Origin of the sequence: Amycolatopsis sp. CA-161197, from assembly GCF_050942255.1 — a bacterium.
Classification (GTDB): Bacteria; Actinomycetota; Actinomycetes; order Mycobacteriales; family Pseudonocardiaceae; genus Amycolatopsis.
This window is the reverse complement of sequence record NZ_CP192059.1, coordinates 3,647,873-3,674,321: the sequence shown is the minus strand read 5'-3', so window position 1 is coordinate 3,674,321 and position 26,449 is coordinate 3,647,873. Positions and strand designations below refer to the sequence as shown.

30 protein-coding genes are annotated in these 26,449 nt (G+C 71.4%); 14 read left to right on the top strand and 16 right to left on the bottom strand.

Features of this window, described 5'->3' with window-relative positions; genetic code table 11:
• Window positions 1–12 precede the first annotated feature (12 nt).
• From ACQPXB_RS17580 to ACQPXB_RS17550, 7 genes are all read right to left on the bottom strand, one after another.
• The gene (locus tag ACQPXB_RS17580; RefSeq protein WP_432853321.1) at window positions 13–1,032 is read right to left on the bottom strand and encodes an ABC transporter permease; all 1,020 of its coding nucleotides are present in this window, start codon (window positions 1,030–1,032) and stop codon (window positions 13–15) included.
• Entirely contained in the window at window positions 1,029–2,630 is a 1,602-nt protein-coding gene (locus ACQPXB_RS17575) for a sugar ABC transporter ATP-binding protein (protein WP_432853319.1), read from the bottom strand. Before ACQPXB_RS17575 ends, ACQPXB_RS17580 begins: the two co-directional genes overlap by 4 nt.
• On the bottom strand, window positions 2,627–3,805 hold the full coding sequence (locus tag ACQPXB_RS17570; protein ID WP_432853316.1) for a sugar ABC transporter substrate-binding protein: 1,179 nt from the start codon (window positions 3,803–3,805) through the stop codon (window positions 2,627–2,629). The genes ACQPXB_RS17575 and ACQPXB_RS17570 overlap by 4 nt, the downstream gene beginning before the upstream one ends.
• Window positions 3,806–3,875: 70 nt before the next feature.
• On the bottom strand, window positions 3,876–4,619 hold the full coding sequence (locus ACQPXB_RS17565; RefSeq protein ID WP_432856684.1) for an SDR family NAD(P)-dependent oxidoreductase: 744 nt from the start codon (window positions 4,617–4,619) through the stop codon (window positions 3,876–3,878).
• 8 nt (window positions 4,620–4,627) lie between these two features.
• Window positions 4,628–5,044 (bottom strand): VOC family protein, encoded by a 417-nt coding sequence (locus ACQPXB_RS17560; protein WP_366577963.1) that lies wholly within the window; start codon window positions 5,042–5,044, stop codon window positions 4,628–4,630.
• Window positions 5,041–6,042: an isopenicillin N synthase family dioxygenase gene (locus ACQPXB_RS17555; RefSeq protein ID WP_432853313.1), complete on the bottom strand. Its 1,002-nt coding sequence runs from the start codon at window positions 6,040–6,042 to the stop codon at window positions 5,041–5,043. The genes ACQPXB_RS17560 and ACQPXB_RS17555 overlap by 4 nt, the downstream gene beginning before the upstream one ends.
• 56 nt (window positions 6,043–6,098) lie before the next feature.
• On the bottom strand, window positions 6,099–7,094 hold the full coding sequence (locus tag ACQPXB_RS17550) for an isopenicillin N synthase family dioxygenase (protein WP_432853310.1): 996 nt from the start codon (window positions 7,092–7,094) through the stop codon (window positions 6,099–6,101).
• Window positions 7,095–7,309: 215 nt separating this feature from the next.
• Here ACQPXB_RS17550 and ACQPXB_RS17545 point away from each other — a divergent pair, with 215 nt between their 5' ends.
• Window positions 7,310–7,960: a helix-turn-helix domain-containing protein gene (locus tag ACQPXB_RS17545; protein ID WP_366577957.1), complete on the top strand. Its 651-nt coding sequence runs from the start codon at window positions 7,310–7,312 to the stop codon at window positions 7,958–7,960.
• 533 nt (window positions 7,961–8,493) lie between these two features.
• Here ACQPXB_RS17545 and ACQPXB_RS17540 read toward each other — a convergent pair.
• Window positions 8,494–8,817, bottom strand: a complete 324-nt coding sequence (locus tag ACQPXB_RS17540) for a hypothetical protein (protein WP_386953325.1) — start codon at window positions 8,815–8,817, stop codon at window positions 8,494–8,496.
• A gap of 385 nt (window positions 8,818–9,202) precedes the next feature.
• Between ACQPXB_RS17540 and ACQPXB_RS17535 the strand changes: the two genes are divergently transcribed.
• The gene (locus ACQPXB_RS17535) at window positions 9,203–9,562 is read left to right on the top strand and encodes a hypothetical protein (RefSeq protein ID WP_432853305.1); all 360 of its coding nucleotides are present in this window, start codon (window positions 9,203–9,205) and stop codon (window positions 9,560–9,562) included.
• A gap of 97 nt (window positions 9,563–9,659) precedes the next feature.
• On the opposite strand, the gene ACQPXB_RS17530 is transcribed toward ACQPXB_RS17535, so the two are convergent.
• The 3 genes from ACQPXB_RS17530 to ACQPXB_RS17520 all read right to left on the bottom strand — a co-directional run bounded on the left by ACQPXB_RS17530 (window position 9,660) and on the right by ACQPXB_RS17520 (window position 11,316).
• Window positions 9,660–10,238, bottom strand: coding sequence for a hypothetical protein (locus tag ACQPXB_RS17530; RefSeq protein ID WP_432853302.1), 579 nt, complete (start codon window positions 10,236–10,238; stop codon window positions 9,660–9,662).
• Window positions 10,239–10,250: 12 nt separating this feature from the next.
• Window positions 10,251–10,655: an NAD-dependent epimerase/dehydratase family protein gene (locus ACQPXB_RS17525; protein WP_432853299.1), complete on the bottom strand. Its 405-nt coding sequence runs from the start codon at window positions 10,653–10,655 to the stop codon at window positions 10,251–10,253.
• 64 nt (window positions 10,656–10,719) lie between these two features.
• The gene (locus ACQPXB_RS17520; RefSeq protein WP_432853297.1) at window positions 10,720–11,316 is read right to left on the bottom strand and encodes a response regulator; all 597 of its coding nucleotides are present in this window, start codon (window positions 11,314–11,316) and stop codon (window positions 10,720–10,722) included.
• Between the two features lie 22 nt (window positions 11,317–11,338).
• Here ACQPXB_RS17520 and ACQPXB_RS17515 point away from each other — a divergent pair, with 22 nt between their 5' ends.
• A complete protein-coding gene (locus tag ACQPXB_RS17515) occupies window positions 11,339–12,439 on the top strand; it encodes a sensor histidine kinase (protein ID WP_432853294.1) in 1,101 nt (366 codons plus the stop codon).
• On the opposite strand, the gene ACQPXB_RS17510 is transcribed toward ACQPXB_RS17515, so the two are convergent.
• Window positions 12,399–13,148 (bottom strand): polysaccharide deacetylase family protein, encoded by a 750-nt coding sequence (locus ACQPXB_RS17510; RefSeq protein ID WP_432853291.1) that lies wholly within the window; start codon window positions 13,146–13,148, stop codon window positions 12,399–12,401. The two genes, ACQPXB_RS17515 and ACQPXB_RS17510, sit on opposite strands and share 41 nt — an antisense overlap.
• A gap of 116 nt (window positions 13,149–13,264) precedes the next feature.
• Between ACQPXB_RS17510 and ACQPXB_RS17505 the strand changes: the two genes are divergently transcribed.
• Window positions 13,265–13,552 carry an antibiotic biosynthesis monooxygenase family protein gene (locus ACQPXB_RS17505; RefSeq protein ID WP_366577946.1) on the top strand — a complete coding sequence of 96 codons (288 nt, stop codon included), beginning with the start codon at window positions 13,265–13,267 and terminating at the stop codon, window positions 13,550–13,552.
• Window positions 13,553–13,556: 4 nt separating this feature from the next.
• Here the strand turns inward: ACQPXB_RS17505 and ACQPXB_RS17500 are convergent, their stop codons facing one another.
• Window positions 13,557–14,918, bottom strand: coding sequence for an aminotransferase class I/II-fold pyridoxal phosphate-dependent enzyme (locus tag ACQPXB_RS17500; protein WP_432853288.1), 1,362 nt, complete (start codon window positions 14,916–14,918; stop codon window positions 13,557–13,559).
• 311 nt (window positions 14,919–15,229) lie between these two features.
• On the opposite strand from ACQPXB_RS17500, the gene ACQPXB_RS17495 reads away from it, so the two are divergent.
• The 6 genes from ACQPXB_RS17495 (at window position 15,230) to ACQPXB_RS17470 (ending at window position 18,759) form a co-directional block, all read left to right on the top strand.
• Entirely contained in the window at window positions 15,230–15,385 is a 156-nt protein-coding gene (locus tag ACQPXB_RS17495) for a hypothetical protein (RefSeq protein WP_326834498.1), read from the top strand.
• 61 nt (window positions 15,386–15,446) lie between these two features.
• Window positions 15,447–15,629, top strand: a complete 183-nt coding sequence (locus tag ACQPXB_RS17490; protein WP_360595731.1) for a CsbD family protein — start codon at window positions 15,447–15,449, stop codon at window positions 15,627–15,629.
• A gap of 222 nt (window positions 15,630–15,851) precedes the next feature.
• On the top strand, window positions 15,852–16,298 hold the full coding sequence (locus ACQPXB_RS17485) for a hypothetical protein (RefSeq protein ID WP_386953306.1): 447 nt from the start codon (window positions 15,852–15,854) through the stop codon (window positions 16,296–16,298).
• A 102-nt stretch (window positions 16,299–16,400) separates the two neighbouring features.
• Complete coding sequence (locus ACQPXB_RS17480; protein WP_366577940.1) at window positions 16,401–16,781, top strand: STAS domain-containing protein; 381 nt, start codon at window positions 16,401–16,403, stop codon at window positions 16,779–16,781.
• On the top strand, window positions 16,778–18,343 hold the full coding sequence (locus ACQPXB_RS17475; protein ID WP_432853283.1) for a PP2C family protein-serine/threonine phosphatase: 1,566 nt from the start codon (window positions 16,778–16,780) through the stop codon (window positions 18,341–18,343). Before ACQPXB_RS17480 ends, ACQPXB_RS17475 begins: the two co-directional genes overlap by 4 nt.
• The gene (locus ACQPXB_RS17470; protein ID WP_366577936.1) at window positions 18,340–18,759 is read left to right on the top strand and encodes an ATP-binding protein; all 420 of its coding nucleotides are present in this window, start codon (window positions 18,340–18,342) and stop codon (window positions 18,757–18,759) included. The genes ACQPXB_RS17475 and ACQPXB_RS17470 overlap by 4 nt, the downstream gene beginning before the upstream one ends.
• Here the strand turns inward: ACQPXB_RS17470 and ACQPXB_RS17465 are convergent.
• Entirely contained in the window at window positions 18,731–19,906 is a 1,176-nt protein-coding gene (locus ACQPXB_RS17465; protein ID WP_432853280.1) for an MFS transporter, read from the bottom strand. The two genes, ACQPXB_RS17470 and ACQPXB_RS17465, sit on opposite strands and share 29 nt — an antisense overlap.
• A 190-nt stretch (window positions 19,907–20,096) precedes the next feature.
• On the opposite strand from ACQPXB_RS17465, the gene ACQPXB_RS17460 reads away from it, so the two are divergent.
• The 4 genes from ACQPXB_RS17460 to ACQPXB_RS17445 all read left to right on the top strand — a co-directional run bounded on the left by ACQPXB_RS17460 (window position 20,097) and on the right by ACQPXB_RS17445 (window position 23,013).
• Complete coding sequence (locus ACQPXB_RS17460) at window positions 20,097–21,023, top strand: LysR family transcriptional regulator (protein WP_366577932.1); 927 nt, start codon at window positions 20,097–20,099, stop codon at window positions 21,021–21,023.
• A gap of 91 nt (window positions 21,024–21,114) precedes the next feature.
• Window positions 21,115–21,579 carry a peptide-methionine (R)-S-oxide reductase MsrB gene (gene msrB / locus ACQPXB_RS17455; protein ID WP_366577930.1) on the top strand — a complete coding sequence of 155 codons (465 nt, stop codon included), beginning with the start codon at window positions 21,115–21,117 and terminating at the stop codon, window positions 21,577–21,579.
• Window positions 21,580–21,588: 9 nt separating this feature from the next.
• Window positions 21,589–22,095, top strand: a complete 507-nt coding sequence (gene msrA / locus ACQPXB_RS17450; RefSeq protein WP_386953294.1) for a peptide-methionine (S)-S-oxide reductase MsrA — start codon at window positions 21,589–21,591, stop codon at window positions 22,093–22,095.
• Between the two features lie 153 nt (window positions 22,096–22,248).
• Complete coding sequence (locus ACQPXB_RS17445; protein ID WP_432853275.1) at window positions 22,249–23,013, top strand: DUF427 domain-containing protein; 765 nt, start codon at window positions 22,249–22,251, stop codon at window positions 23,011–23,013.
• A gap of 3 nt (window positions 23,014–23,016) precedes the next feature.
• Here ACQPXB_RS17445 and ACQPXB_RS17440 read toward each other — a convergent pair whose 3' ends face one another.
• Window positions 23,017–25,476 (bottom strand): MGDG synthase family glycosyltransferase, encoded by a 2,460-nt coding sequence (locus ACQPXB_RS17440; protein WP_432853272.1) that lies wholly within the window; start codon window positions 25,474–25,476, stop codon window positions 23,017–23,019.
• 1 nt (window position 25,477) lies between these two features.
• On the bottom strand, window positions 25,478–26,446 hold the full coding sequence (locus ACQPXB_RS17435; RefSeq protein WP_366586701.1) for a DMT family transporter: 969 nt from the start codon (window positions 26,444–26,446) through the stop codon (window positions 25,478–25,480).
• Between the last annotated feature and the right edge of the window lie 3 nt (window positions 26,447–26,449).

The following is a 26,449-nucleotide window of genomic DNA, read 5'->3' as shown; positions in this document are numbered from 1 at the left end:
TTCGCAGCGCCCTCAGGATGTCTCGGCGGCGGGAAGCGACTCCGCGCGGTGGCTGTGGCGGATGCGGGCGAATCGGTGCCTCAGACCGGTGAGGGACTCGCCGCGGCTGAAAGCGTCGAAGCCGACCGCGGCGACGATGACGCAGCCCTGGACGATGGATTGCCAGTAGGCGTTGATGCTTGCCTGGTTGAAGAAGTTCTGGAGCACGGCCAGGATCGCCACGCCGGTGAGGGCTTGCCAGACTCGGCCCTGTCCGCCGATGAGGGAGACGCCGCCGATCAGTGCGGCGGCGATGACCTGCAGCTCGATGCCGGTGCCGATGTTGGCCTGTCCCGAGCCGACCCGGCCGACGTAGAGAATGCCGGCCACTCCTGCGGTCACGGCGGTGATGACGTAGGTCAGCGTGCGGGTGAGGTCGGTCCGGATCCCGGAGATGTAGCTGGCGGTGTTGTTGCCTCCGGCGGCGTAGAGGTCTTGGCCGTAGGTGCTGAAGGTGAGAACGATCGTTGCCACAAGGGTGAAGCCGGCCAGGACGAGGGCGCTGACGGGGAACACGCCGCCGATGCGGCCGGAGCCGAGGTCGGCGATGAGCCCGGCGTGGACGGAGTACGTCGCTCCGCCGGAGTAGAGCAGGGCTGCGCCACCGACGATCTGCGAGCTGCCGAGGGTGGCGATCAGCGGGTTGATGGCGAGTTTGGTGACCATGAGGCCGTTGGCCAGCCCGACGACCCCGGCGATCGCGAGGGTGATGATGATGGCGAGGAGTGGCGGGTTGTGGAGGGCGAGCGCGGAGCTGACCGTCGCCGCGAGCGCGTAGGTGGCGCCGACCGAGAGGTCGAAGCCGCCGCTGATGAGGCAGAAAGTCATGCCGAGCGCCATGACGGCTATGGGCGTCCATTGGTCGCTGATGTTGACCAGATTGCCGGCGGTCAGGAAGCTGCTTTGCCCGCCGGCGATCACGACCATCACAACAAGGGCGAGGACGATGCCATAGCGGCGGCCGGCCAAGCGGATGGTGTTCAGATAGGTCACGAGGCTCCCTCCGTTACGGCGATGGGGGTGGGTTCGAGCAGCATGGCCGCGTACACCTGGTCGCGGCCCTGGGTTCCGGCGGCGGTCGCGACAATCCGGCCGTGTCGCATGACCAGGACGCGATCGCAGAAACCGAGGAGGTCATCGGTCTCCTCCGAAGCGATCAGGACCGCCGTGCCCTGGGCGACGGCGCCTTCGACGACACGGAAGATCTCGTCTTTGGCGCCGACGTCGATGCCCCGCATGGGCTCATCGACGAGCAGGACACGCGGGCGGGCGTGGAGGAGCCTGGCGAGAACGACCTTCTGCTGGTTCCCGCCGGACAGGGTGCCGGCCGCTGCTTTCAGACGGTGAGCGGGGAGGCTGACCGCGGCACCGCGGTCGGCCGCCGCAGCGAAGGCGTGCTTGCGCCTGACGAGGCCGCACCGTGCGGGCCGTGCGATGGTGCTGACAGTCATGTTGGTCCAGGACAGTTGACGCAGGATCAGGCCCTGGGTGCGCCGGTCTTCGGGTGCGAGAGCGATTCCTCGGGTGAGTGCCTGGCGTGGAGTGCGTGGCCAGGCCGTGCCACGCCCGTCCACGTGCATCTCCCCGCCGAGCACAGGCTCCAGTCCTGCGATGGTTCGCAACAGACGGGTGCGTCCGGATCCCACCAGCCCGACCAGCCCCACGACCTCGCCGGGGCGGATGCAGAGGTGGTCGATGCGCAGCCGTCCGGGTGTCACGATGTTGCGCACCTCCAACGCGGGAGCGGCTTTCTCGCTGTCCGGGAGGCTCGGGCGGTTGCGAGTCACCGCGTCGACCGAGCGACCCACCATGGCGGTGGTCAACGAGTCCATGGTGAAGGTCGATGCCTCGCCGTGGGCCACGACCGCGCCGGCCCGCAGGACGGTGATCTCGTCGCCGAGCTCGAGCACCTCCTCGAGGTGGTGGCTGATGAGCAGGACCGCGGTGCCCCGGGAGCGAAGCAGCCTGATGATGGCGTGGAGTTTGAGGCGTTCCCGGGCGCCGAGCGCGGCGGTGGGCTCGTCGAGGACCAGCACACGGGACTTGTGCCGGAGCGCGCGGATGATCTCGATCTGCTGCTGCACGGCGACCGGCATCCCCAAGCTGGCGCCGGTGGTGGGCACGTCCAGCCCCAGCTCGGTGCACAGCTGGGTGAAGGCCGACACCATCCTGCGCCGTCTGCGGATGCCCAGGACGTGCATCTGCCGGCCCAGAAAGACGTTGGCCACCGGGTCCAGACCGGGGACGAGGCTGGGCTCTTGGTGCACGGCGGCGATGCCGAGCTTCCTGGCGTGGTGAGGACCGTGCAGGTGCACCTGGTGTTCGTCGAGGGTGAGCGAGCCGGCGTCGGGTTTGACCACGCCGGTGAGCATCTTGAGCAGCGTCGACTTCCCCGCGCCGTTGGCGCCGACAAGACCGTGCACCGTCCCGGCGCGCAGTGTGAGCGTCACGCCGTCGACAGCCTTGATTCCCGGGTAGGCCTTGTGCAGGCCCACCGCAGCCAGCACCCCGGACCCCGGAGCGCGTTCGCTCTCGTCCCGGGCGTGCGCCACGCCCGGGACGGCACCCAGATCGGGACGGGCGATGCTCATCCCACGCTCCAGGTCGACGTGAAGCCGGCGGCGTTGGCCTTGGTGATGACCGGGTCTCCACCGTGGAACATCGGGTCCTTGAGAACGTTGTAGACCTTCGTCGTGGGGTCGAAGCCGGGGACGGTGATCTTCTCGCCTTGCATGGTCTGGATGGCGGCTTGCAGTGCCCGGGTGGCTTCCTCCACGGGCAGGCCGGCGACGTCGGCGTAGACCTTTCCCGCCTTCACCATGTCGACCACGTTGGCGGCTCCGGCGAGCGAGACGACCTTGATGTTCCCCAGCTTTCCGGTGTCGATGAGCCACTTCATCGAGGGTGTGGCGGTGTTGTCGTCGCCGAAGACGATCCCGTTGACGTCGGGATGGGCCTGCATGATGTCCTGGGTGGCCGCGAGGCCGGTGGCCCCGTCCCAATTGCCCGGGACGGTGGCGACCAGGTCGAGGCCGGGATACTTCTTGAGCTCGTCGAGGAAGTTCTGGGTGGTCAGCTGGACGATCGAACTGCCGGCCGGCCCCGGGAGATAGGCGACCTTGCCACCGTTCGGGAGCGCCTTGTGCATATACCCGGCGAAGAGCCGGCCGGTCTCGGACTCCAGGCGGCCGAAGAATCCGATGGTGCCGGGCGAGTACAGATCCTGCACGTGGCCGCAGATCGGCGTGTTGTAGATGGAGACGATCAGATGCTGGGCGGCGTCGGTCAGCGCTCTGCACACCGACTGTCCGTCGATGGCCTCGACGACCAAGGCCTTGTACTTGCCGCTTGAGACGGCGTCCTGGATCTGAGTGAGTTGTTTGCCGGAGTCGAAGTCGGCGCTGAAGACGTCCATCTTCACGCCGTCTTTCGCCGCCAGTGCCTTGGCGGCGTTCGTCGCCGACTGGAGGTAGGAGTTGCCGAGGCCATCGGTGAAGAAGGCCACCGCACCACTCGAGGAGCCACCGCTCGCACCGGAGTCCGAAGAGCCGGCAGAGCTTGACGACCCGCAGGCCGCGAGGCTGACCGCGGCCAGCGATCCGATGATCGCCGCGGCGATCAGGCGGGAACGAGGTCGAGTCGCCGGTCGGTTTTTCGGTGGAGTGATTGTGGGCATGGCTGAGAGACCTTTCGCTCGCTGAGGAGTCGCGCCACGACGGTGCGGATGGCGCTCAGAGGTGCGCGCCGGCTCCTCGTTGAGCCGCACCGTTGTGTTCGGGGAGGTGTCGGGCTTGCGCCGATCGTCGGCGCGGTCGGCGCCAAGCCCTTTCGGTGGCTCACAGGGCGGTGTATCCGCCGTCGACGGCGAACGCGGTGCCTGTGATGTAAGAGGCTCCCGGGGATGACAGGAAGACGACCGCCTCGGCGATCTCTTCGGGCTTGCCCAGTCGGCCCATCGGCGTACGGGCCGCCACCTGGTCCGCGTTGTCCTTTCCGGACTGTTCCATGATCACGGTGTCGATTCCGCCGGGGTGGACCGAGTTGACGCGGATGGCGTCGCGGACGTGCGCCATTGCCGCGTGCTTGGTCAACACCGTGACGCCGCCCTTGCTGGCGTGGTAGGCCGCGCCACCCTCGGCACCGACGAGCCCCCAGATCGAGGAAGTGTTGACGATCGAGCCACCGCCGTTGGCGATCATCGCCGGGATGACGGTGCGCATCCCGAGGAACACACTGGTCAGGTTCGCGGCGATGGTGCGGCTCCAGCCCGGCAGGTCCTCCTCCGTGATCGGCGCGCCGTTGAAGACGCCCGCGTTGTTGAAGAGCACGGTCGGCTCGCCGTAGGTCGACCTGCATGTCTGCAGAGTCTCCTGCCACGCGGCCTCGGAGGTGACGTCGTGGATCACGAAGCTGACTTCGAGGCCGCGGCCGGTGAGTTCGGCCGCGGTCTGCTTTCCGACCCCACCGAGCAGGTCGGTCATCAGCACCTTGGCACCCTCCTCGGCGAGCCGGCGGGCCGTGGCCGCGCCGATGCCGTTGGGGTGCGCGGTCCCGGTGACGATGGCGACCGCACCGGTCATGCGACCGGTCACGCCACGCTCCCGAAGATGTGGTTGATCCGGAACACGTTGCCTTCCGGATCGGTCAGCACGGCCTGGTACCAGCCGTAGGAGGTTTCGTAGGGCTCCTTGACCAGGGTGGCGCCCGCGGCGACGGCTGAGTCGATCAGGGTGTGGACCTCGTCGTGAGAGCCGGTCTCGAAGTTGAGCAGGAAGCCCGCGCCTTGGGTCTCGCGCAGGGGTTCCAGGTGAAGCAGGTCGTAACCCTCCGGGGAGAGGAACCCCAGGCCGCTCGCGCCGGTGGAGAAGCCGCGGAAGACGTTGTTGCGCATCTGCTCGACCTCACTCAGGCCGAACAGCTCGGCGTAGAACCTGGGCAGGTCCTCGAGGTTCTTGGCGAAGACGTTGACCCAGTTCAGGACGCCGGCGCTCGTGGTGGTGGTCACGCGATCTCCTCCTCGTCGATCTGCTGCTGCGCGAACTTGGCGGCGAGGTACTCGCCGTTCTTGATCGGGGCGTACTTCGGCGGCCGGTCCGGGCCCTGGCAGGTGGGGATGCACTCGATGACCGCGTCGTAGTTGGGCTGGAAGAACATGACGATCGAGATGCGCCTGTTGGTGGGAACGACGGTGCGCTCGGGGTTGACGACGCGGTGCATGGTGGAGACCCAGGTGTCGTTGGTCCACCGCGCGAGGGAGTCGCCGATGTTGACCACCAACGAGTCCGGGATGACCGGGACATCGACCCACTCACCGGCCTTGTTGAGCACCTGCAGGCCTCCGGAGTCGACCGCTTCCTGCCACAGGACCGTGAACGCGGTGTAGTCGGTGTGCTGGCCCACCCGCATCTGTCCCGCCAGTGGCGGCTCCTCCTGAGCGGGGTAGTAGTTGACGCGCATGATGCTGGTGTGCTTGTCGATCTTCGGGAGGAAGTAGTCGGGCTCGAGGTCCAGCGCCATCGCGAAGACCTGGCTGAGCAGCTGAGCCGTACCCGTCATGGTGTCGAACATGTCGGTCAGGACCGGCTTCATCACGCTCGGCGTCTCCGGCCACACGTTCGGCGCGAACGCAGCACCACCGGCCTCGTGGTAAGCGTCGGCAGGCACATCGGACGGCCCGACGTCGAAGAGCTCCTTGATGTCCGGCGGAGCGGCCATGTCGTCGAGCTGCGCCAGCGACTCCACCCCGAGCCCGATGTAGCCGCGGATGTGCGAGGGGTCGGGCCGGGCGGCCGCGGCCTTGGCGGACACGTCCTGGGAGAAGAACTCCAGGCTCGTGTCGTAGGCGGTCTTGATCTTCTCCGGGGCCACGCCGTGCCCCTTGATGACCAGGAAACCGATGTCCCGGCAGGCCCGCCCGACCTCGTCGGCGATGCGCCGGCGGGTGGCCTCGTCTCCGTCACGGAATCCGCTGAGATCGATCAGGGGAACGTCAAGAAGCGTCATCGTGCTCACTCACTTTCTGGCCGGCCGGCCGGATATCTGGCTCGGATGTCTGGTGCTCAGTTGTCGTTCTGGGAGCGAACGAACATCTCCAGGAGGTGCTCGCCGGACGTCGTGGTCGGGTACTTGGGCGTCGCACCCTCCGGAAGGCAGCTGGGGATGCACTCGATCACCGCGTCGTAGTTGGGGTTGTGGAAGAAGATCAGCGACTGCCGCCGGCTCGTCGACGCCTGCTCAGCCGGGGGGTTGACGACGCGGTGGAGGGTGGACACCCACTCGTCGTTGGTCCAACGGGCCATGAGGTCGCCGATGTTGACGATGAAGCAGCCCGGGAGAATGGGGACATCGCGCCACTCCCCTTCGGCGTTGCGGACCTGGAGCCCGCCGGGGGCGTCCTCGGTGGCCAGGATGGTCAGGCTGCCCCAGTCGGTGTGGGCGCCGGCCCGGATCTGGCCGGGCTCCGCCGGGTTGTCGGTCGCGGGGTAGTTGCGGACGCGGAGCCTGCTGATGTGGCGGTCGAGCTTGTCCTCGAAGTACGACTCTTCCTCGCCCAGCGCCAGCGCGAAGGCCCGCATCAGCTCGTTCGCGAGCTCCGACATCGCCTCGTAGTACTCGGTCCAGATCTTCTGGAACTCCACCGGCTCGTCAGGCCAGAGGTTGGGGGCGAAGTGCCGGCCCGCTGCCGGCGCGAACGCGTAGTCGTCCGGCGGGACGTCGATCGGCCCGATCTGCATGCTTTCGTTCAGATCGCCGGCTTTGGCGTTGAGGTCACGAGAGCGGCCGATGGACTCACCCGCCACGCCCAGGTAGCCGCGCAGGACGCCGGGCTGCGGCTTGGCCACGCTCAGCTTCCGCTCCGCGGGGAGGTCGAAGAACTGACGTGAGATCTCCCTGGTGCGCTCGATGAGCGCAGGGTCGACGCCGTGCCCGTTGATCACGAGGAAGCCGATGTCACGGCACGCGCGGTCGACCTTCTTCGCGACCTTGGCGCGCGCCTCGGCATCGCCGGTGAGGAACGGGTTCATGTCGATGACGGGAACGTCAAGCAGCTTCATGTCTGGAAGCTCCTGTCCGGGTGACTGGGGGCCGGCGGAGTTGCGCGCAGCGCACACTGTCGCGGGGATCCTGGCCCAGGGGCGGAATGTTCCTGCGAGGAACAATGGCCAGTAGTTATTACCGGCTTCGCATGCTCGTGTTTCGCATGGGTGAACTGTTCCCGTGGGGAACATTGGTTGCACGGGCGAGGGCGAGCCGGTGAGCGTCCGCCGATATGATCAGGACGACGGATTCGCATGGCGGAGAGCAGGAGCAGATGGATCAGGGACGCAGTGACCGGATGCTCGGCGCCCTGGGCGCCGGGATCCGGGAGCGTCGGCAGTCGCTCGGGCTGACCCTGAAGGATGTCGAGGGAGCCACCGGGCTGTCGCATCCGTTTCTGAGCAAGATCGAGCGGGGCCTGTCGCGCCCGAGCATGCGCACGCTGACGTTGATCGCGGACGTGCTCGGCACTACGGCACACGCGCTGGTCGCGCTGGGCAGCGCGGAAGACTTCGGCGGAGTCCAACGACGCTCCGCCCTGGAGGTCGAGCACAGCACTGGTATGGCCCGCTTCCTCGTCCGCGGAGCCTGGCCCTTCCTGCCGGTCGAGTACCGCTCAGGGCCCAGCGAGTTCGAGGAGTACTACACACATGCCGCCCGCGAGATGATCTACGTCGCCACAGGGCGGTGCGAGATGGAGGTCGAGGGCCACGGCATCTTCAAGCTGGGTGCCGGCGAGAGCCTCTTCTACGGCGGCCATGTCAAGCACCGATGGCGGCAGCTCAACAAGGGCTCACTTCGTGTGCTTCTCATTCAAGAAAGCCTTGAAGCGACGGCGACTCTCGGGCCGGACCAGCCAGAACACAGCCGGCCGTCCAGATAGCACAGGTCCATCCAGACGGCGGCTTTCATCGCGCGCGCGGACAGGTCGCGAACTCGAACCGTCCCCTGTCGGACCCAGGTCTGGGACGCGGACAGGGGTTGCGCGCTCTCGCTATCCCGCACACCCGGTGATCGTTTCTGGCAAGGACTTCACTGCGGCTCAGCATTCTCGCCGTTCCTGCGCTGCCGGCGGGCTCGAAGCGCGCCCCGCAAGCTCGCACGGAGTCCCGACGGCCGCAGGGACGCTACGGATAGGGGTGCCGGGGTCGGCCTGTGTGCGGGGCTTGGTTGCGTTGTCGGCCGGCGGTTGGCGAGGTGCGGCGCGCGGCTCGGGTGGGTGGCGAGTTGGTTCGGCGGGCGGCCGTCGGGTGGGGCCAAAGCGCCCCAATGTGGCATTCGGTGCGCTCAACGCACCCAATGTGGCGTTCGGTGCATTGAGCGGAACCACTGTGGCGAGGCGGGGTCGCGGTGATGGTGAGCCAGTGCGCGGTTCCGTGTTCGCTGAGGCGTGCCGGCTCGGGTCGGAGCGCCGGGTCAGTGGGTGCAGGCGGCGCAGGTCTGCGCCGCGGGTTCGGCCGGGGCCGGTGGGCGCCGGGGGCGGGGCACGGCGGCCGCGAGGCAGGGCCGGCACGAGGCGGCCGGAAGGGCGGGTTCGGTTCGTTTCGGTGGGGCGATGGGCGCGGGCCGCACGCGCGGCAGGACCTCGGCGACGGCGCGCAGCTCCTCGGCGAGCCGCGGCGGCGTGCGGGCGGCGGGTGCGGGGCGCAGGGCGGGGCGGCGGCGCAGTACGAGCAGCGCCGCCGCGAGCGGCCCGCCTGCCAGCGGCAGGCCGGCGACCACCATCGCGAACAGTCCCATCACCGACCCCAGAGGTGCGCGGACACCGGCACCGTGACCGCTCGGCTCGGCGGTCCGTCCCCCGTGCTTCGCGGGGTAGCCGATGCTAGCGCCGGTTGCCACGTGGCCACAGGATCACCACCCGGCCGTGGTGGCGTCCGCCTCGTGAACGTCACTTGACATGGTGAGGGAGATTCGTCACGCCCGTGTCGCCATTGCCCGGTCGGCCACGAAGCCGTGGTACGAACGACCCTTTTCGCGCGGTGCCCCATCTTCTACAGAAGCGCGCAGACGGGATCGAAAAGAGAAGTGTGTCTGTCCTACCCTGGGGGAGGTCGTGCTAACGTCCGCGCCAGCGTGCGGATGCACGTGCGGATTCCCGAGCTGGCAACGGAAGGCGGGGACGATGGACCACTCACCCTGCGACGTCGAGTCCGGCCTGCGCGCCCTCATCGCCCGCGGCTACCAGTTCGTGCACCCCAGCGACGCCACCGGCGAAGTCCTCGCGGTCGTCGGCGTCCGCGTCCATGGCGACGTCGTGGACGTCTTCCGCCTCGACGCCGAGGACGACGCCACCGCCATCCGCATGCCCGCGGACGAAGAAAACGTTTTCACGCCCAGCACCTGGCTGTGGCGCACAAGCGGCCCCGCCGCCCACGTGCTGGCCGGCCTCCTCGCCCTCCCGGACGACACCACCCCCGGCACCTCGGGCGGCTGCTGGATCCCCGGCCGTCTGGGCACGGCGAAATGGCTCGCCGCGAGCTGACCCGCCACCGCGCCGGCTGACAACCGGCGCGGCCGCCCGGCCCTCGAACGGACCGACCAACCCGGCTGCTGCGCCCGCTCCCCCGGCGCGCACCGGATCACAACCCCGCCAGTACCTCCGCCTCCTCCGCCGCCGACAGGCCCGCGCGGCGCTCGCGGTCCAAACCCAGCTCGCGTTCACGCTCCAGTGCGCCCGTGACGGCGTCGGCGAGGGGGCGGACGTCGAGGCCCGCCGCGAGTGATGGGGCCGGGTCGTGGGAGGCGAGGCCGGCGTAGGTGGGCGGGAGCCAGAGGGGCAGGGAGCGTGGACCGGACCACGGGGTGACGCCGGCGGTTTCCAGCTGGGTGTCCGTGGCAGGCACGAAGTCGACGTCCGTGCCGACGGCCGCGGCGATGTCGGCGAGCAGCTTGCCCAGGCCGACGGCGGGGCCGATCGCGTCGAAGGTGCCGGTCAACCCCGTCTCGGACGCCGTGACGATCCAGGCCGCGAGATCGCGCACGTCGAGGTACTGGGCGAGCCGGTCGGAGGCGGGCACGAGCACGCGGCCGCCGCGGGCGAAGCGGCCGGGCCAGTAGCCGAAGCGGTCGCTGCCGTCGCCGGGGCCGGTGATCAGGCCGGGCCGCACGACGAATGCGCGGGCCCCCAGGGCGGCGCGCACGGCGTTCTCGCTGGCCACCTTGATGCCGCCCTACAGCCCGGTGCCGCCTTCCGCGGCCAGGTCGGCGCGGGTGGCGTGGCGCGCCAGCGGCTCCACGACCGGGCCGGTCGCCGGGGTCTGGCCGGGTGTGGCCTCGTCGGCGTAGACGTTGATCGTCGAGACGAACGTCCAGTGCGCGGCGCGGTCCGCGAGCGCCGCCAGTGCGCGCTCCACCCACGGGAACGACATCGGCGCCACGTCCACCACGGCGTCGAAATCGGGCAGCGCGGCCAATCCGTCCGGATCGTCCCGGTCCACCTTGATCAGGCGCGCGCCGTCGGGCACCGTCCCCGACTCGCCGCGGGCCGCGCACACGACCTCGTGGCCCCGCCGCAGCGCTTCCGCCGCCACCGCGCGCCCGACGAACACCGTCCCACCCAGCACGAGAAGTCTCATGCCCCTCACCCTGGCCCGCCCGCCACGGCGCGACCACCGGTCTCGCGGAGGGCGAACGCGCCCCTCAGCCCAGCACCCGCTCCGCCGCCAGCGCCGCCTGCGTGCGGCTGCCCACCTGCAGCTTCGCGAGGAGGTTGCCCACGTGGACCTTGACCGTGCGTTCCGCCAGGCCGAGCTCGGCGGCGATGTCCCGATTGGACAGTCCGCGGCCGAGCAACGCCAGCACGTCGCGTTCGCGCGGGGTGAACGGCTCGGCCGGGGCCCCGAGCTCCGCGGCGACGGCCGGGCTGACGGCGGTCACCCCGGCGTGCGCGGCGCGGACGGCGGCAGCCAGCTCCTCGCCCGTGGAGTCCTTGAGTACGAACCCGTCCGCGCCCTCGGCCAGGGCGCGCCGGATGTCGCGCGCCCGCCCGATCGTCGTCAGCATCACCACGCGCGGGCGGGACGTGCGCGCCCGCAGCCGGCGCAGCACCTCGAGGCCGTCGAGGCCCGGCAGGTTCAGGTCCAGCAGCACCACGTCACCCAGGTCGCCCGGCACGGCGAGCAGCTCGGCACCGTCGGCGTGCACGCCGGTCACGGTGAGGTCCGGCTGCGCGGCGAGGATGAGGGCGAGACCTTCGCGGACCAGCGCGTGGTCGTCGACGACGCGGATCCCGATCACCGGCGCAGTCTACCCTCGGCCCGTGCGCCGACTCGCCGATCGACGGCTCCTCGCCGACCTGGCCACCACGCTCCTGGTCGCCCTCCTGCTCGCGCTGGGCGGCACGTGGCAGCCGGGCCACGGCGGCGCCGGCCCGCTGCTCGTCGTCGCGCAGCTGCTGCCGTTGCCCTTTCGCCGGCGGTTCCCCGGCTGGGTGCTCGCCGTGGTCGCCGCGACGACCGTCGCCCACCTCGTGACCAGCGCGCCGCGCAACCTCGACTACCTCCCGGTCCTGCTCGCCCTCTACACCGCGCCGATGTCGCCGCGCCCGCTCGTCCGGTTCTGGCTCTGCGGCGCCACGACGGCCGCCCTCGGCGCGGCGATGGTGCCCGCCAAGGGTTTCGTGGACGGCGCGCTGCTCACCGCCGCCATCTGCGTCGTCGCCTGGCCGCTCGGTGTGGAACGCCAACGCCACGTCGCCGAACGCGCGGAGTTCGCCGCGCAACGCACCCGGCACCGGCTGGAACGCCTCGCCGCCGAACGCCGCGACCGCACCGCACGGCGGCTGCACGACACGCTCGCGCGCACCACCACCGTGATGCTCGTGCAGGCCGAGGCCCTGCGCGCGGTCGGCCACCTGACCGACGCCGACCGCCGGCGCGTCGACGCGATGCTGTCGGCAGGCCGCGACGCACTGGGCCAGGTCCGCGCGACGCTGCGCGAACTCCACGGTGACGAGGAACCCGCCGCCGAACCCGCGCTGGCCGATGTGCTCGACCAGCTGCGTTCCGCCGGTCTGGTCCTCGACACCGTGCCGGACGCGGCGGCCCTCCCCGGCCCCGTCCGTCCGCTCGCCGGGCGCGTGATCGCCGAAGCCGCCACCAACGCCCTGCGCCACCACGGCCCGGGCACGCGCCTGGGCGTCGACGTCGCAGTGACCGGCGGGCAGGCCCGGATCACCGTCGCATCGAAGGTCCGGACCCCACCGGCCGGGGAAACCGCCGGCGCCGGCTACGGCCTCACCAGCCTGCGCGCGCAGCTGGCCGAGCGCGGCGGCTCGCTCACCGCCGGACCCGTGGCCGGCGGCTGGTCCGTGGTGGCCGTCATCCCTTGCCCCGCAACGCCAGCAGCTGCGACACCGTGACGAACCGGTAGCCGCGCGCCCGCAGCCCGTCGATCGCGGGGCCGAGCGCCTCCCGCGTCGCCTCGCGGGCCGGGTACATCGCGTGCAGCACCACGATCGACCCCGGGCGCACGTGGGTCACCACGTACTCGGCGGTCGCGGCGGCCGAAGCGTCGACGTCGGGGTAGGAGTTCGGCTCGACGTCCCACATGATCGTCTGCCGGCCGTGCTCGTGGAGGTAGTACGGGAGCGCGAGAAGCTTCTTGCCGTTGGGCGGGCGCACGGTGATCTCGCCCCGGTAGCCGGTCCGGCGGATGAGCGCGTCGGTGCGTTCGATCTCCGCGGCGACGTAGCCGGGCGTCACCAGGACCATCCGCTCGTGCGAGTACGTGTGGTTGCCGAGTTCGTGCCCGGCCGCGGCGAGCTCGCGACCCAGCTCGGGGTGTGCCGCCAGCTCGCGGCCGATGAGGAAGAACGTCGCCTTCACCCCGCGCGAGGCCAGCGTCGCGAGCACCGGCGCGACGCCGGCCGGGTCGGGCCCGTCGTCGAAGGTCAGCGCCACGACCTTCTGCGGCGTCTCGACCCGGTCGGTGAGGCCGCCGAAGAACTGGAACGTGCGGGCGTCGGCCACCCGCAGCAGCGCGTACCCGCCGCCGAGCAGCAGCACGAGCACGACGGCGAGCGAGATCGTCCGGCGGCGGGCCCGCCGGGACAGGTGGGGACGGATCATGCGCGCCACCCTGCCCACCCGCCCCGTGCGCCGGAAGCGGCGGAGGTACTAGTCCCTCCGGTCGATCGGCGAGCCGGCAGTACCGGCACCCGCGAGTCCGGAGTAGAACGGCAAGGGTGATCACCGAAATCGCGATCATCGACGTGAAACCGGGCGCCGGGGACGAATTCGCCGCCGCGTATGCGAAAGCCCGCGAGCTGCTCGCGAGCACGCCCGGCTGTCGGCGCGCTCGCATGATGCGCAGTGAAGAGAGCCCGGACCGCTTCGTCGGTGTCGTCGAGTGGGAGTCGAAGAAGCACCACCTGGAGAACTTCCGCGGCACCGACCGCTACGCCGCATACGGCGCGCTGCTCATGCCCTACCTCGCGGCGCCGCCGCGGGTGGAGCACTTCGAGGCCGTCTGACGGGTCAGGCGCTGCGGCGGGACCGGACGCCGGCCGCCCGCGCGATCATGCCCGCCAGGTCGGCGACCGGCGCCGGGTCGTCGGGGAGCTGGCCCACGGCGACGCGGATGTGCGGCGCGCCGGAACGGCCCGTGAAAGACCGGCTGCCCGCGCCGACGGAGACGCCGTGCGCGGCCAGCGTGACCAGCGTGCGGGTCTCGTCGGGCACCGGCACCCAGAGCGTGAGCCCGTCGCCCGCGGCCACGTCGAGGCCGTGGTCGCGCAGGGCCTCGGCGAGCACCGTCCGCCGCGCCGCGTAGCGCCGGCGCGCGCGGTGGACCAGCGCGTCCGTGCCGGGGTCGGTGAGCAGGAACGCCTGCGCGTCCTGCAGCACCCGGCTGGACCACGCCGTGCCGAACGCCCGCTGCGCGCGCACCCGCTCCACGAGCGCGGCCGAGCCGCCGAGCACACAGCTGCGCAGTTCCGTGCCGAACGCCGTGCAGTAGGACCGCACCAGCAGCACCTGCCCGGGCAGGTGCGTGCCCAGGCTCGCCCCCGCCGAAGCGGCGACCGGGCCGAAGTCGTCGGCCTCGATCACGGCCGTGTCGGTGTGCGCGAGCACGGCGGCGAGCTCCGCGACGCGGGCGGCGGCCACGGTGTGGCCCAGCGGGTTCTGCGCGCGCGGCTGGTAGACGAAGGCGACGGGCCGGTGCGCCAGCGCGGCCTCCAGCGCGTCGGCTCGCGGGCCGGTTTCGTCGCAGCGCACCGGAACCACGTGGATGCGCGCCGCCCGCAGGTGCCGCAGCAGCCACGGCGCCGTCGGTTCCTCGACCGCGACGACGTCGCCGGGGCGGGCCACCGCCCGGCACGCCAGCGACACGCCTTCCTGACCACCGGCGGCGACCGTCCACGCCTCCGCCGCGAACGGCCACTCCGGCTTCACCGCCGCCCGCAGCCGGGCGCTGATCGGTTCCTTCACCGCCGGCCGCTCCGACCGCACCCCGGCGGCCACGGCGTCCTCCAGTGGCGGCAGCAGCGCGGGATCGGGTGAGCCGTGCTCCAGGTCCACCGACTGCCAGCCCGGGAACATCCGCGCGGGCGGAAGCCCGGCAGGCGGCGCCAGCACCGTCGTGCCGCGCCGGCGGCCCGTGCCGATCAGCCCGGCCGCGCGCAGCTGCGCCCACGCCTCCGCGATCGTCGTGGGGCTCACCGACAGCTCGGCCGCGAGCGCGCGCACGGTCGGCAGCCGCGTGCCGGGCTGCACCTCGCCGTCGCGGATCAGGCCCGACACCGCGCCCGCGATCCCGCGCGCCGTGCGTTCGCCGATCCGCACGGCGAGCCAGCCGAGCCCGACCGGCGCCGTCGTCGCGAGTTCGCCCGAGGCCACGCACCGGCTCCCCTCATTCGGTGAGAAATCGATCTGTCGGGATCGAAAACTAGGCCGCCCGCACCCGGCCGCAAAGCGGTTTCACATCCTGGTCGGCCCCGGCAAAGGCGGTACAAAACCGCCGGTTCGCCCACCTGTGCGCACATTCCTTCGGTGACCGAATGAACTCCCCGGAACCGGTTCCGCTGATTCGGCCGCCGGATCAGACCACTGGTACGTCCACACCGGACCGGACCCGAAAGTGTTTGCCCCGTCGCCCGGCCGGGTACTCCGAATCCATCGGTCCCCATTACAGAACAGCTGGAGAATCCATGATCGTGCTCGGAGTCATCCTGCTCGTCGTCGGTTTCATCACCGGCATCTCGATCCTGTGGACGATCGGCATCGTCCTGCTGGTCATCGGTGCGGTCCTGGCCATCCTGGGCGGAACCGGCCGCAAGGTCGGCGGCCGCGCGCACTGGTACTGAGCCGCGAAGTTTGAACCGTCCGAAAACGGGTAACCCTCCCGCCTGCGCGAAAGGAGCGGTCGTGAGCGATAAAATGCAGAACAAGGCCGATGAATTGAAGGGCCGCGCCAAAGAAGCACTCGGAAATGCCACCGGAAACGAACAGTGGCAGGCCGAAGGCAAAGCGGACCAGGCCAAGGGTGCCCTCAAGCAGGCCGGCGAGAAGGTCAAGGACGCCGTCGACGGGCTGAAGAACAAGGACTGACACGCGGGTGAACGAGCGCCGCCGGGTACCGCCCGGCGGCGCTCGCGTGTCCCGGGATGTTGAGGCGCCCCAAGGGAAAACGCCCCCGAACGAGTGAGATCACAGTCTCACAAAACCGAGGATTGGCCAGAAGGATGAGAGGGTAGCCGTGGGACGCCGCCCGTCCCGACCGGCGCGGCCACGATCGCGGTGTGGCTGACCGCCCGACCTGGGAGAATCGCCATGACGACCTCACTCACCCCCGAGATCACCGAAAAGACGTCCGCGAAAATCGCCGGACGCCCCGAATTCCCGCGCCCGGCACCGGCTCCGGCCGCCTCCGCACCGGAGGCCCCCGCCGCAGACCTCACCGGTGTGCACACGACCGTTCCGGACCCGGACTCCGACACCCGAGGAGCCGGTTCGCAGCTGCACCGCCTCGCCGCCATGGCTTCGCTGCAGGACTGGATCCGGCGCAGCAGCCCCGTTCTCATGCACGAAGCCGTCCTCGCCGGGGAAAGCCCCGCCGAGGTCGCCTCGGCCGCCCGGCTTTCGGTCGCGCAAGCGCACCTCACGTGGAACACGTGGGCCACCCGCCGGCTGGCGTCCGCCACCCCCGGAGAAGCCCTTCCGTTGCGCCAGTACCTGCGCGTGCACACCGCCTTCGCGCGGGCGCTGAACGACGCCTGATCATTCGGTCGCCGAACTGGTCACCGGCCCCGAGGCCGCCCGGCACTGCACCGAACGGGGTATGGCCGGGCGAGACGGACGCGGGCTTGGCAGTATTGGCGCATGGCTGAGTCCGGTGTCCCCGCCGACGACGCGGGCCGGGTGGAAACCACGGGCGGTGCCGTCGCGCTGAGTGAGAGCGACGGCGCCACGGTGCTGGCCGTGAGCGGCGCCCTCGACCTCGCACTCGCTCCCCAGCTGCGCCGGCTCGTGGACCGCGCCGCGCGCACGGGGGCGCCGGTGCTCGTGATCGACCTCAGCGCCGTCGACTTCCTGGCGTCGGCGGGGATGGCGGTGCTCGTGTGGGCCCACCGGCAGGCCGAACCCGCCGACGTGCGCGTGGTCGCGAGCAGCCGGCTCACGCTGCGGCCGCTGGAGCTGACGCGTCTGACCGACGAGCTCGCCTTGTTCCCCTCCTTGCCCGCCGCGCTGGAGGGCGCATGACGACCGCCGACGGCCTGGGGCCGGTGGCACAGGCCGTGCGCAAGGCGTTCGTCGACGCCGAGGGCCGGCCCGTGGCCGTGCGGGTCCGCCGGCTCGATGCCGCGGACTTCCGGGGCCGCGGCCGGATCGTGGTCCCCGACGCCGCGACCGTGGCGCAGCTCGTGCCCGCCCAGCGCGTGACCGGCGCGGTGGTCGTCGCCGACGACGACGCCACCGTGCTGCTGCACACCGACGCTCCCGAAGGCGCCCGTCTCGCGCCGACCGCGGCCGGGGTCGACGCCGCGACGGCCGAGCTCACCGGCACCGTGAGCCGGCTGCGGGCCGAGGCCGGCGTCGTCGACGCCCTGCACTCCATCGGCCGCCGCCTCACCGCGCAGCTCGACCTCGACGTCGTCGTCCAGGACGCCACCGACGCCGCCACCGGTGCGACCGGCGCGGCCTTCGGCGCGTTCTTCTACAACCTCGTCGACCAGTTCGGCGAGTCCTACACGCTCTACACCCTCTCCGGCGTGCCGCGCGAAGCGTTCTCCCGCTTCCCCATGCCCCGCAACACCGCCGTGTTCGGCCCGACCTTCGACGGCACCGGCACCGTCCGCAGCCCCGACATCACGGCCGACCCGCGCTTCGGCCGCAACGCGCCGTATCACGGCATGCCCGAAGGCCACCTGCCCGTGCGCAGCTACCTCGCCGTGTCGGTGGTGAGCCCCACCAGCGGCGAGGTGCTCGGCGGGTTCTTCTTCGGCCACCCCGGGACCGGCCGGTTCACCGAGCGCCACGAGTACCTCGCCGAAGGCATCGCGGGCTACGCCGCCATCGCGCTGGACAACGCGCGCCTCTACGAACGCGAGCGCACCCTCGCCGCGGAGCTCTCGCGGAGCATGGTGCCCGCCGCGCCGCGGATCCCGGGCCTCGACCTCGTCACGCGGTACCTGCCGGCCGCCACCGGCAGCAAGGTCGGCGGCGACTGGTTCGACGTGCTCCGCCTCGGCTCGGGCGCCACCGCGTTCGTGATCGGCGACGTGGTCGGCCACGGCGTCACCGCGGCCACCGTGATGGGCCAGGTGCGCACCGCGATCCGCTCGTACGCGCTGCTGGAGCTGCCGCCCTCGGAAGTGCTGCGCAACGTCTCGCAGCTCACCGGCCGCTTCGCGGAGCCGAGTTTCGTGACCTGTTTCTACGCCGTGCACCAGCCCGCGGACCACACGCTGACGTACGCGAACGCCGGGCACCTGCCCGGCGTGCTCGTCCACCCCGACGGGACTCCCGAGCAGATCGGCGAGGCGCTGGCCCAGCCGCTCGGCGTCGGCGCGGAGTTCCCGCAGGAGCGGGTGGCCTTCCCGCCGGGCACCGATCTCGTGCTCTACACCGACGGTCTCGTGGAGAGCCGCACCCGCGACCTCACCGTCGGCATCGCCGGGCTGCTCGCCGCGCTCGGCGGCCTGCGGGACGGCTCCGACGCGGAAACCGCGTGGGACCGCCTGATCCAGGACCTCACCGGCGGCGACCACGACGACGACATCGCGGTGATCCACGCGCGCCACCGGACCGGGGGTGCGGCATGACCGGGCGAGCGACCGAAGACCGCACCACACCGGAGTTCCGCCGCCGCGTCACCGCGGCGGCGGAACCGCTGATCGGGCTGCGCCGCGCCCTCGCCGCCTGGGTGGCGGGGCTCGACATGAGCACCACGCAGCAGGAGGACGTGGTGATGGCAAGCTACGAGGCCATGGCCAACTCCGCCGAACACGCCTACGAGGGCCGGGAAACCGGTGTCCTCGACGTCCTCGCGACCTGTGTGGACGGCCGGGTCACCGTGGTCGTCACCGACTACGGCCGCTGGCTCCCGCCCCGCCCGACCAACGGCCTGCGCGGCCGCGGCCTGCCGCTGATGCAGGGGCTCGCGCACGAAAGCGAGTGCGTGCAACGCCCGGACGGCACCACGGTGACGCTCAGCTGGCAGCTCGAACCGGCCGGCTAGCGGGCCGCAGGATGCGGTTCGCCGACCAGGCGAGCAGCAGGAGCTCGGCCACGGAGAACCCCAGCAGTGCCATCGGGCTCGACACCCACACCAGCGCCAGCCCGACGGCGAGCACCGGCACGACGAGGCCCGCGTAGGCCGCGAGGAACAGCGCCGCCAGCACCTGGCCACGCGAGCGCGGGCCGGCCAGCGTGGCCACAGTGGTCACCGACGCGCGGAAGCCGAGCCCCATGCCCGTGCCGGCGAGGAGGCTGCCGGCGAAGAACAGCCACAGCGAAGGCAGCAGCGCCGCGACCGGCAGCACCACGAGTCCCACGGCCATCAACGCGAAGCCGAGCCGCAGCTGCCACGCGACGGTGAGCCGCGCGAAGACGATCTGCCCGAGCGCCGCGGCGACCAGCAGCGAAGCCGCCGCGATCCCGGCGAGCAGATGGCCGCTCTGGTGCAGACCTTGGGCGAGCAGCGTCGGGGCCAGCGCCGCGAACAGACCCGTGATCGCGAAGGACGCGAACACGGCGATGGCCGCGCCGAAGAACGTCGGCTTCGCGTCGGCCGGCAGCGAAAGCCGCTGCGGCCGGTAGGCGGGCGGCTCGTCCCACCGCTCGACGGTCTCGGGCACCAGCGCCACGGCGACCGCGGCCGCGACCAGCACCACCAGGAACACGGCGAACGGCGTGGTGAGCGGGCTGGTCGCGTACTTCGCGAAGAACCCGCCGACGAGCGGGCCGAGGCCGAGCCCGCCGAGGTTCACCACGCTCGCGATCAGCCCCGCGCGCCCGGCGTGCTCGCCGGGCCGCGCGATGGCGCGCAGCTCCGACAGGTGCGCGGTGGCCGTGGCCGTGAGCGCGCCGATGCCGGCTCCGCTGACCAGCCGGGCCACCAGCAGAACCGGCACCTCGGGTGACGACAGGAACAACGCGGCCGCCAGCGCCTCGGCGAGGGTGGCGACGACGATCACGCGGCGCCGGCCGAGCCAGTCGCTCACGTGGCCGGCGAGGTAGAGGCTCGCCATCACGCCCACGGCGTAGGCGGCGAAGACGAGGGTGACCACGAACGTCGGGAACCCGTCCTGGCGCTGGTAGATCGCGTACAACGGCGTCGGCACGGTGGAGAACGCGAGCGACGCGGCGAACGCGAGGGCGATCACGCGGAAGCCCCAGTCGTGGGTGAGCCTCGGGCGGACTGTTCGGGCTGTGTGGGCTGGGACGGGCGAAACGGTGTGGAGCATGGCTGCCTTCCCCGGAAGATCCTTGTGCCTTCAACCATCCGCTCGGCGACTCATTTAGTCCAACGAAAAGTCTCGGCGACAGTTATCGCCATATGCGATAATTCGGGGCGTGGAAACCCGCCAGCTCGAGTACTTCGTGGCCGTGGCCGAGGAGCTCAGCTTCACGCGCGCGGCCCAGCGGTTGTTCGCCGTCCAGTCCACGGTGTCCGCCACGATCCGCACGCTGGAGACCGAGCTGGGCACGACGTTGTTCGACCGCTCCACGCGCAAGGTCGCGCTGTCGGCTTCGGGTGAGTTGTTCCTGCCGGAGGCGAAGGCCGCGCTCGACGCCGTGGAGCGCGCCCGCGAAGTGGTTCAGGAGGCCTCGGCGGGTCTGCGGGGCAGCCTGCGGGTGGGCACGCTCACGAGCGTCGGCGCGCTCGACCTGCCGGCGGTGCTCGGCGCGTTCCACGACCGGCACCCGCTGGTCGACCTGCACCTGACGGTGTCGGTCACGGGCTCGACCGGCCTGGCCGAGGACGTGCGCCACGGCCGGCTCGACGTCGCGCTGCTCGGCCTGCCCGAAAGCGCGCTGCCGGGCCTGACCGTGCGCACGATCGTCACAGTCCCCTACTTCGCCGTGCTCCCGGCCGCGCACCGGCTCGCCGGCCGGGCGTCGATCTCCTTGCGGGACCTGGCCGGCGAGCGATTCGTGGACGCGCCGCGCGGCTTCGGCAACCGCATCGCGATCGACCAGGCCTGCGAGTCGCTCGGCGTCCCCCGCCGGGTCCCGGTGGAGGTCGCCGACCTCCGCGTGATGCCCCTGTACGTCGCCGCCGGGCTGGGCGTCGCCGTGATCCCCGACCTCATGCCGCTGACCGCGCCCGGCACCGCCGTGGTGCCGCTGGAAGACGCCGGGCTCACGTGGCCCCTCTCGGTCGTGAGCCACGGTGAAAAGGCCCCCGGACGGGCGCTGCGGACCCTGCTCGATCTACTGGTGGGGACCGATTTCTTACAGAAGTCGGACGACGGCGCAAGCGGCCGTCCGAGGGAATAGAAGGAGCCCGTACGGTGTCTGTATAACTGCACGTCCAGGTGCGTTTCACCTGGTTCCCCAGCTCGAGCCGAGAGGCCGCGAAGGGAGAGCTGTGTCCCAGCAGACCCAGTACAACAAGAACCCGGAAGCCGTGTCCCGGCTGACCCCGGAGCAGTACCGCGTGACCCAGCAGGACGGGACCGAGCGGGCGTTCGCGAACGAATACTGGGACAACCACGAGCCCGGCATCTACGTCGACGTCGTGTCCGGCGAGCCGCTGTTCGCGTCGGTCGACAAGTACGACAGCCACTCCGGCTGGCCGAGCTTCACCAAGCCGATCGAGAAGACGAACGTCGTCGAGCGCAACGACTTCAGCCACGGCATGATCCGGGCCGAGGTCCGTTCGCTGCACGGTGACAGCCACCTCGGCCACGTCTTCGACGACGGCCCGGTCGACCAGGGCGGCCTGCGCTACTGCATCAACTCCGCGTCGTTGAAGTTCATCCACCTCGACGACCTGGAGAAAGAAGGGTATGGAGACTTCCGTGCCCTCTTCACCGACAACACCGACAAGTAGGGAGACGACGTGACCACCGAGAAGGCGATCCTCGCCGGCGGATGTTTCTGGGGTATGGAGGAGCTGTTCCGCCACCAGAGCGGCGTCGTGTCCACGCGCGTCGGCTACAGCGGCGGCGACACCCCCAACGCGACCTACCGCAACCACGGCACCCACGCCGAGGCCATCGAGGTCCTCTACGACCCGGCGCAGACCGATTTCCGGAACCTGCTCGAGTTCTTCTTCCAGGTCCACGACCCCACGACGAAGAACCGGCAGGGCAACGACATCGGGATGAGCTACCGCTCCGCGATCTACTTCACGAACGACGAGCAGAAGAAGGTCGCCGAGGACACCATCGCCGACGTCGAGGCCTCCGGCCTCTGGCCCGGCAAGGTCGTCACCGAGGTCACCCCGGCCGGTGACTTCTGGGAGGCCGAGCCCGAGCACCAGGACTACCTCCAGAAGTACCCGAACGGCTACACCTGCCACTTCCCCCGCCCCGGGTGGAAGCTGCCCAAGCGGGCGACGGCCTGATCACGACGGCGCGCGGACTCACGTCCGCGCGCCGCGCGTTTTTCAGCACCTTCTTTTTCACCGCCTTCTTTTTCAGCACAGTTCCCGCGCGGCCGGCGCTGCCCCACCGGTCCGTGCCACGGACCAAGGCCCGGCCGACCCGAGGAGATCCCGATGCGCGACTACCCGGACGCGATCACCCCGACCGACCACGTCGAGCCCGTGCCCCGGCGGATCCGCGCCGTGCTCGGCGGCGAGACGGTGCTCGACACCACCCGCGCGCTGTACGTGTGGGAGTGGCCGAACTACCCGCAGTACTACATCCCGGTCGCCGACGTGACGCCCGGCGTGCTCGTGGACGAGAACCACCCGCAGCACCTCAAGCGCGGCACCGCGCGCCGCCAGACCCTCAAGGCGGGCGACCAGGTGAAGCCCGCCGCCGCGCGCCTCTACGGCGAGGACGCCGCCGCCGGGCTCGCGGACCACGTCCGGTTCGAGTGGGCCGCCCTCGACGCGTGGTTCGAGGAGGACGAGCAGGTGTTCGTCCACCCGCGCAGCCCGTACACGCGCGTCGACGCCCTGCGCTCCACCCGGCACGTGCGCGTCGCGCTGGAAGGCCGGACGCTCGCGGAGTCGTCGTCCCCGGTCCTGCTGTTCGAGACCGGCCTGCCGACGCGGTACTACCTCAACCGCACCGAGGTGGACTTCTCGCACCTGGTGCCCACCGGCACCGTCACCGAATGCCCGTACAAGGGCACCACCACCGGCTACTGGTCCGTGCGCGTCGGCGACGTGTTGCACCAGGACCTGGCCTGGTCCTACGACTTCCCGACGCGCTCGCTCAGTGCGATCTCCAACCTGATCTGCTTCTACAACGAGAAGGTCGACCTGTTCGTCGACGGCCGGGAAATCCCCCGGCCGACCACGCACTTCTCCTGACGGTCAGTCCGCTTCGGACTGCAACCGGGCGAACGCCGAGGTCACGGTGCCCGCCAGCCGGTCGCCTCGCGCGGCGTGGCCGGCGGGCACCGTCACGCACACGGTGAACCGGTCGGCCCACGTCATCACGCCCACCGCCACCGGCACGTCCGGCGCCAGCGACAGCACGGGGTACACCGTGCGCACGAGGGAACCGTTGAGCACCACCGGCGAACGCGCGCCCGGCAGCACCGAGGCGATCATGCTGAACCAGGTGCCGCGGTAGACGAGCCGTGCCACGCGCCGGTGCAGCCACGGCGGCAGGATCCCGATCACGCGCACCACGGCGTTGCCCGCCCGCGGCGCGCCGCGGGTCACCTGCTCGGCCAGCAGCTCCCGCGTCGCGCGCACGCGTTCGGCCAGCGACATCGCGCCGGTCGGCAGGTCGACGCTCGCCGCCCCCGTGTGGTTGCCCAGCTGGCGGAACGTGCCGGTGTCGCGAATGGACATCGGGATCAGCACCCGCACCCGCTCCGGCGCGGCCGCGCCCAGCTCCCGGTGCACCGCCTCCGCGACAAGCGCGAGCACGAAGTCCGTGGTGGGCACGCCGACCTTGCGGGCGGCCGCCCGCACCTGCGGCGCCGACAGATGGGCGCGTGCGTAATGCCGCCGCGGGCCCGAGATCCCGGTCTCCCACGGCACGCGCGGCGCCGTGCCCGCCCGCGCGAGCGCCCAGACGCCGCGGGCCAGCTCCTCGGCTTCCTTCCTGCGCCCGGGCCGTTTCCGCGTCACGGCCGACACGCGGTCGGCCGCGCCACGCAGCCGGCTGCGCCGCAGCGGCGCCGGCGGCGGGTCCAGCGGCGGTTTGCCACGGGCCTGCCCGACGAGGGCGCCGATCACCGCGATGCCGTCGCTCGCCGCGTGGTGCAGGGCGATGAGCAACGCGCCCTGCTCGCCTTCCAGGCCCGTCACGAGCCGCGCCCGCACCGGGTGTTCCGGAGTGACGGGCTCGGAGAAGAAGTCGTCCATCTGCGCGGTGAGCGAGGATTCGAGCTCGCTGCCCGCCGGCAGCTCGACGTCGCCGAGGATGCCGCCGGCGGTGCGCGCCGGGTCCTCCTGCCACTTCGCCCGCCACAGGCCGCCACCCGGCAGCAGCCGCGCACGCAGGCCGGGCGTCGCCGACAGCAGGTGGACGGCGTCCGCGTGGGTGGGGCGCGAACCGTCGGCCTTCGGGTCGAGCATCAGCACAGCGCCGACCTGCTGGGGCACCTGCGGGGTCGCGACGTGGAGGAACAGCGCGTCTTCGGGCCGCAGCCGCTGCGGCGCCGGGTTGAGCGGAGAGTCCACGAGCGACTCGAGCGCCGCCGTGAGCGACGTCGCCGAGTCGCAGTGCCGGGTGGCCGCCTCCGCCATCGCCTTGAGCCGCTCCGGCTCGGCGAGCAGCGTGCGGACGGAACCGGTCAGCTCACCGTCCTTCTCGGTCACGAGCGCGAGACCGGCCTCGGCCATCAGCCGGGCGTTGGCCTTGCCGTGCGCGGCGATCGGGCGGTGCATGAGCACGGGCCGCCCGCACGCCAGGGCCTCCAGCCCGGTCGCGCCGCCGGCGTTGGTCACCACGACGTCGGAGGCGATCGTGTAGTCGGCCATCCGGTCGGTCCAGCCGACGACCCGCAGCCGCGGCTCGCCGAGCCGGTCGAGCCGGTGCTGCAACGCCTCGTTGCGGCCGCAGATCGCCACGGGCAGCACCTCGGGCCCGGCCGCGAGCAGCTCGCGCACCGTGCCCTCGACGTCGCCGAAGCCCAGCGAGCCGCACGAAACCAGCGCCACGAACGCTTCCGGCGGCAGTCCCAGCCGATGCCGCGCGCCCGCGCGGTCGCCGGGCCTGAACTCGGCGCGCACGGGTGGCGCCGACACCCCCACCACGGCTGAGGGCGCGCACCGGCGGGCCAGGCCCACGGCGACGTCGTGCATCACCATCGTGAGGTCGGCCGAGCCGTAGACCCAGAACGGGTGCGGCGCGAAGTCCGACACCCACGCGCCGATCGGCGCCCGCAGCTTCCCGCGCCGGCGCAGCCACGCCAGTCCCGCGGTGCCCATCGGGTACGTCGACAGCACGAGGTCCGGTGCGAAGTCCGCCACCGGTTTCGCGAGCCGCCGCCCGCACCAGGACGCGGTGAAGCGCTTCGACGCCGCCGCGAACCACGCGAGGCGCCAGATGGCGTCGTAGAAGAACTCGTACAGCCACGGGGTGGTCTCGACGTTCGCCACGTAGATGCGGCGGAACAGGCCCCCGAACCCCGGCCCCAGCTGGTCGAGGGCGTCGAGCCACTTGACCTCGGTGGCGGGCCAGCGCTCGCGCACGGCGCCCTCCAGCGCCCGTCCGGTGGCGTTGTGCCCTTCCCCCATGTTCGCCGAGACGATCAGCACGCGCTCCAACGCGCCCCCTTCGCCAGAGGTGCCGCGAGCGGCGGTCACCAACTGCATGTCAACAGGTGGATCCGGCCAGACCGTACCCGTCGTCGGGGTCCGACCCGGCGTGCTCGGCCTCGGCGTGTTCGTGTTCTTCCTCGATCGCGGCCACGTCCAGGTGCGCCGCGCGCGTCGACAGCATCGCGATGCCGACCACGATCACGGCACCGGCGAACGCCTCGCCCGCGAGCCCCCACGGCGTGCCGTTGGCGCTCTCCCCCATCCACGACAGCCCGATCGCGACCCCCACGAGCGGGTCGAGCGCCGTGATCACGGCCAGCGCCGGCGTGAGGTAGCGGCCCTGCTGGAAGGTGTTCTGGCTGAGCAGGAACCCGAGCGGGCCCACCACGCAGACGATGTAGAGCGTCCAGTGCTTGAACGGTTCGTCCACGCCCTGGCGGAACTGCCCGGCGACGACCTTCATCAGGCCGGCGGTCAGGCCGTAGAGCACGCCCGTGGCCACGGCGAGCCCGAGCACGCGCCCGGAGCCGGAGTGGGTCAGCGCGGCGAGCGCGAGACCCGCGATCGTCACCACGGCCAGTGCGATGCCGAGCGGGAGCAGCGAGGCGCCGGTGACGAGCACGTCGCCGTTGCCGCTGGGACGCGCGATCACCAGGAACACGGCGAGCCCGGTGACGCACAACGCCGAGCCCGCGCTCATCACCCGGTCGGGGCCTCTTCGTTCGAGCCGCGCGAACACGAACCCGGCGAAGATCAGCGAAGTGATGAGCAGCGGCTGGACCAGCAGCAACGGCCCGAACGCGAGCGCGACGAGCTGCAGGACGAGCCCCAGTACGGTCGCCACGATGCCGATGAGCCACAATGGTCGCCCGACGAGGCGCCTGAACAACGTGAGATCGAGCGGGTTCGCCGGCTCGACCTCTTTGGCCGCCTTTGCCTGGGCGGCGCTGGCGATCCCCATGCACGCCGCGCCCAGCACCGCGGCAGGGACGGCCACGAAAAGCGACACCCCCGTGACACTCATGGA

Excerpts from the sequence above, each read along its gene's own strand:
- ACQPXB_RS17575 (WP_432853319.1), bottom strand. The coding sequence starts at position 2,630 with ATGAGCATCGCCCGTCCCGATCTGGGTGCCGTCCCGGGCGTGGCGCAC.
- ACQPXB_RS17565 (WP_432856684.1), bottom strand. The coding sequence starts at position 4,619 with ATGACCGGTGCGGTCGCCATCGTCACCGGGACCGCGCACCCCAACGGC.
- ACQPXB_RS17555 (WP_432853313.1), bottom strand. The coding sequence starts at position 6,042 with ATGACGCTTCTTGACGTTCCCCTGATCGATCTCAGCGGATTCCGTGAC.
- ACQPXB_RS17550 (WP_432853310.1), bottom strand. The coding sequence starts at position 7,094 with ATGAAGCTGCTTGACGTTCCCGTCATCGACATGAACCCGTTCCTCACC.
- ACQPXB_RS17545 (WP_366577957.1), top strand. The coding sequence starts at position 7,310 with ATGATCAGGACGACGGATTCGCATGGCGGAGAGCAGGAGCAGATGGAT.
- ACQPXB_RS17540 (WP_386953325.1), bottom strand. The coding sequence starts at position 8,817 with ATGGGACTGTTCGCGATGGTGGTCGCCGGCCTGCCGCTGGCAGGCGGG.
- ACQPXB_RS17535 (WP_432853305.1), top strand. The coding sequence starts at position 9,203 with ATGGACCACTCACCCTGCGACGTCGAGTCCGGCCTGCGCGCCCTCATC.
- ACQPXB_RS17525 (WP_432853299.1), bottom strand. The coding sequence starts at position 10,655 with ATGAGACTTCTCGTGCTGGGTGGGACGGTGTTCGTCGGGCGCGCGGTG.
- ACQPXB_RS17510 (WP_432853291.1), bottom strand. The coding sequence starts at position 13,148 with ATGATCCGTCCCCACCTGTCCCGGCGGGCCCGCCGCCGGACGATCTCG.
- ACQPXB_RS17495 (WP_326834498.1), top strand. The coding sequence starts at position 15,230 with ATGATCGTGCTCGGAGTCATCCTGCTCGTCGTCGGTTTCATCACCGGC.
- ACQPXB_RS17485 (WP_386953306.1), top strand. The coding sequence starts at position 15,852 with ATGACGACCTCACTCACCCCCGAGATCACCGAAAAGACGTCCGCGAAA.
- ACQPXB_RS17480 (WP_366577940.1), top strand. The coding sequence starts at position 16,401 with ATGGCTGAGTCCGGTGTCCCCGCCGACGACGCGGGCCGGGTGGAAACC.
- ACQPXB_RS17475 (WP_432853283.1), top strand. The coding sequence starts at position 16,778 with ATGACGACCGCCGACGGCCTGGGGCCGGTGGCACAGGCCGTGCGCAAG.
- ACQPXB_RS17470 (WP_366577936.1), top strand. The coding sequence starts at position 18,340 with ATGACCGGGCGAGCGACCGAAGACCGCACCACACCGGAGTTCCGCCGC.
- ACQPXB_RS17445 (WP_432853275.1), top strand. The coding sequence starts at position 22,249 with ATGCGCGACTACCCGGACGCGATCACCCCGACCGACCACGTCGAGCCC.
- ACQPXB_RS17440 (WP_432853272.1), bottom strand. The coding sequence starts at position 25,476 with ATGCAGTTGGTGACCGCCGCTCGCGGCACCTCTGGCGAAGGGGGCGCG.
- ACQPXB_RS17435 (WP_366586701.1), bottom strand. The coding sequence starts at position 26,446 with ATGAGTGTCACGGGGGTGTCGCTTTTCGTGGCCGTCCCTGCCGCGGTG.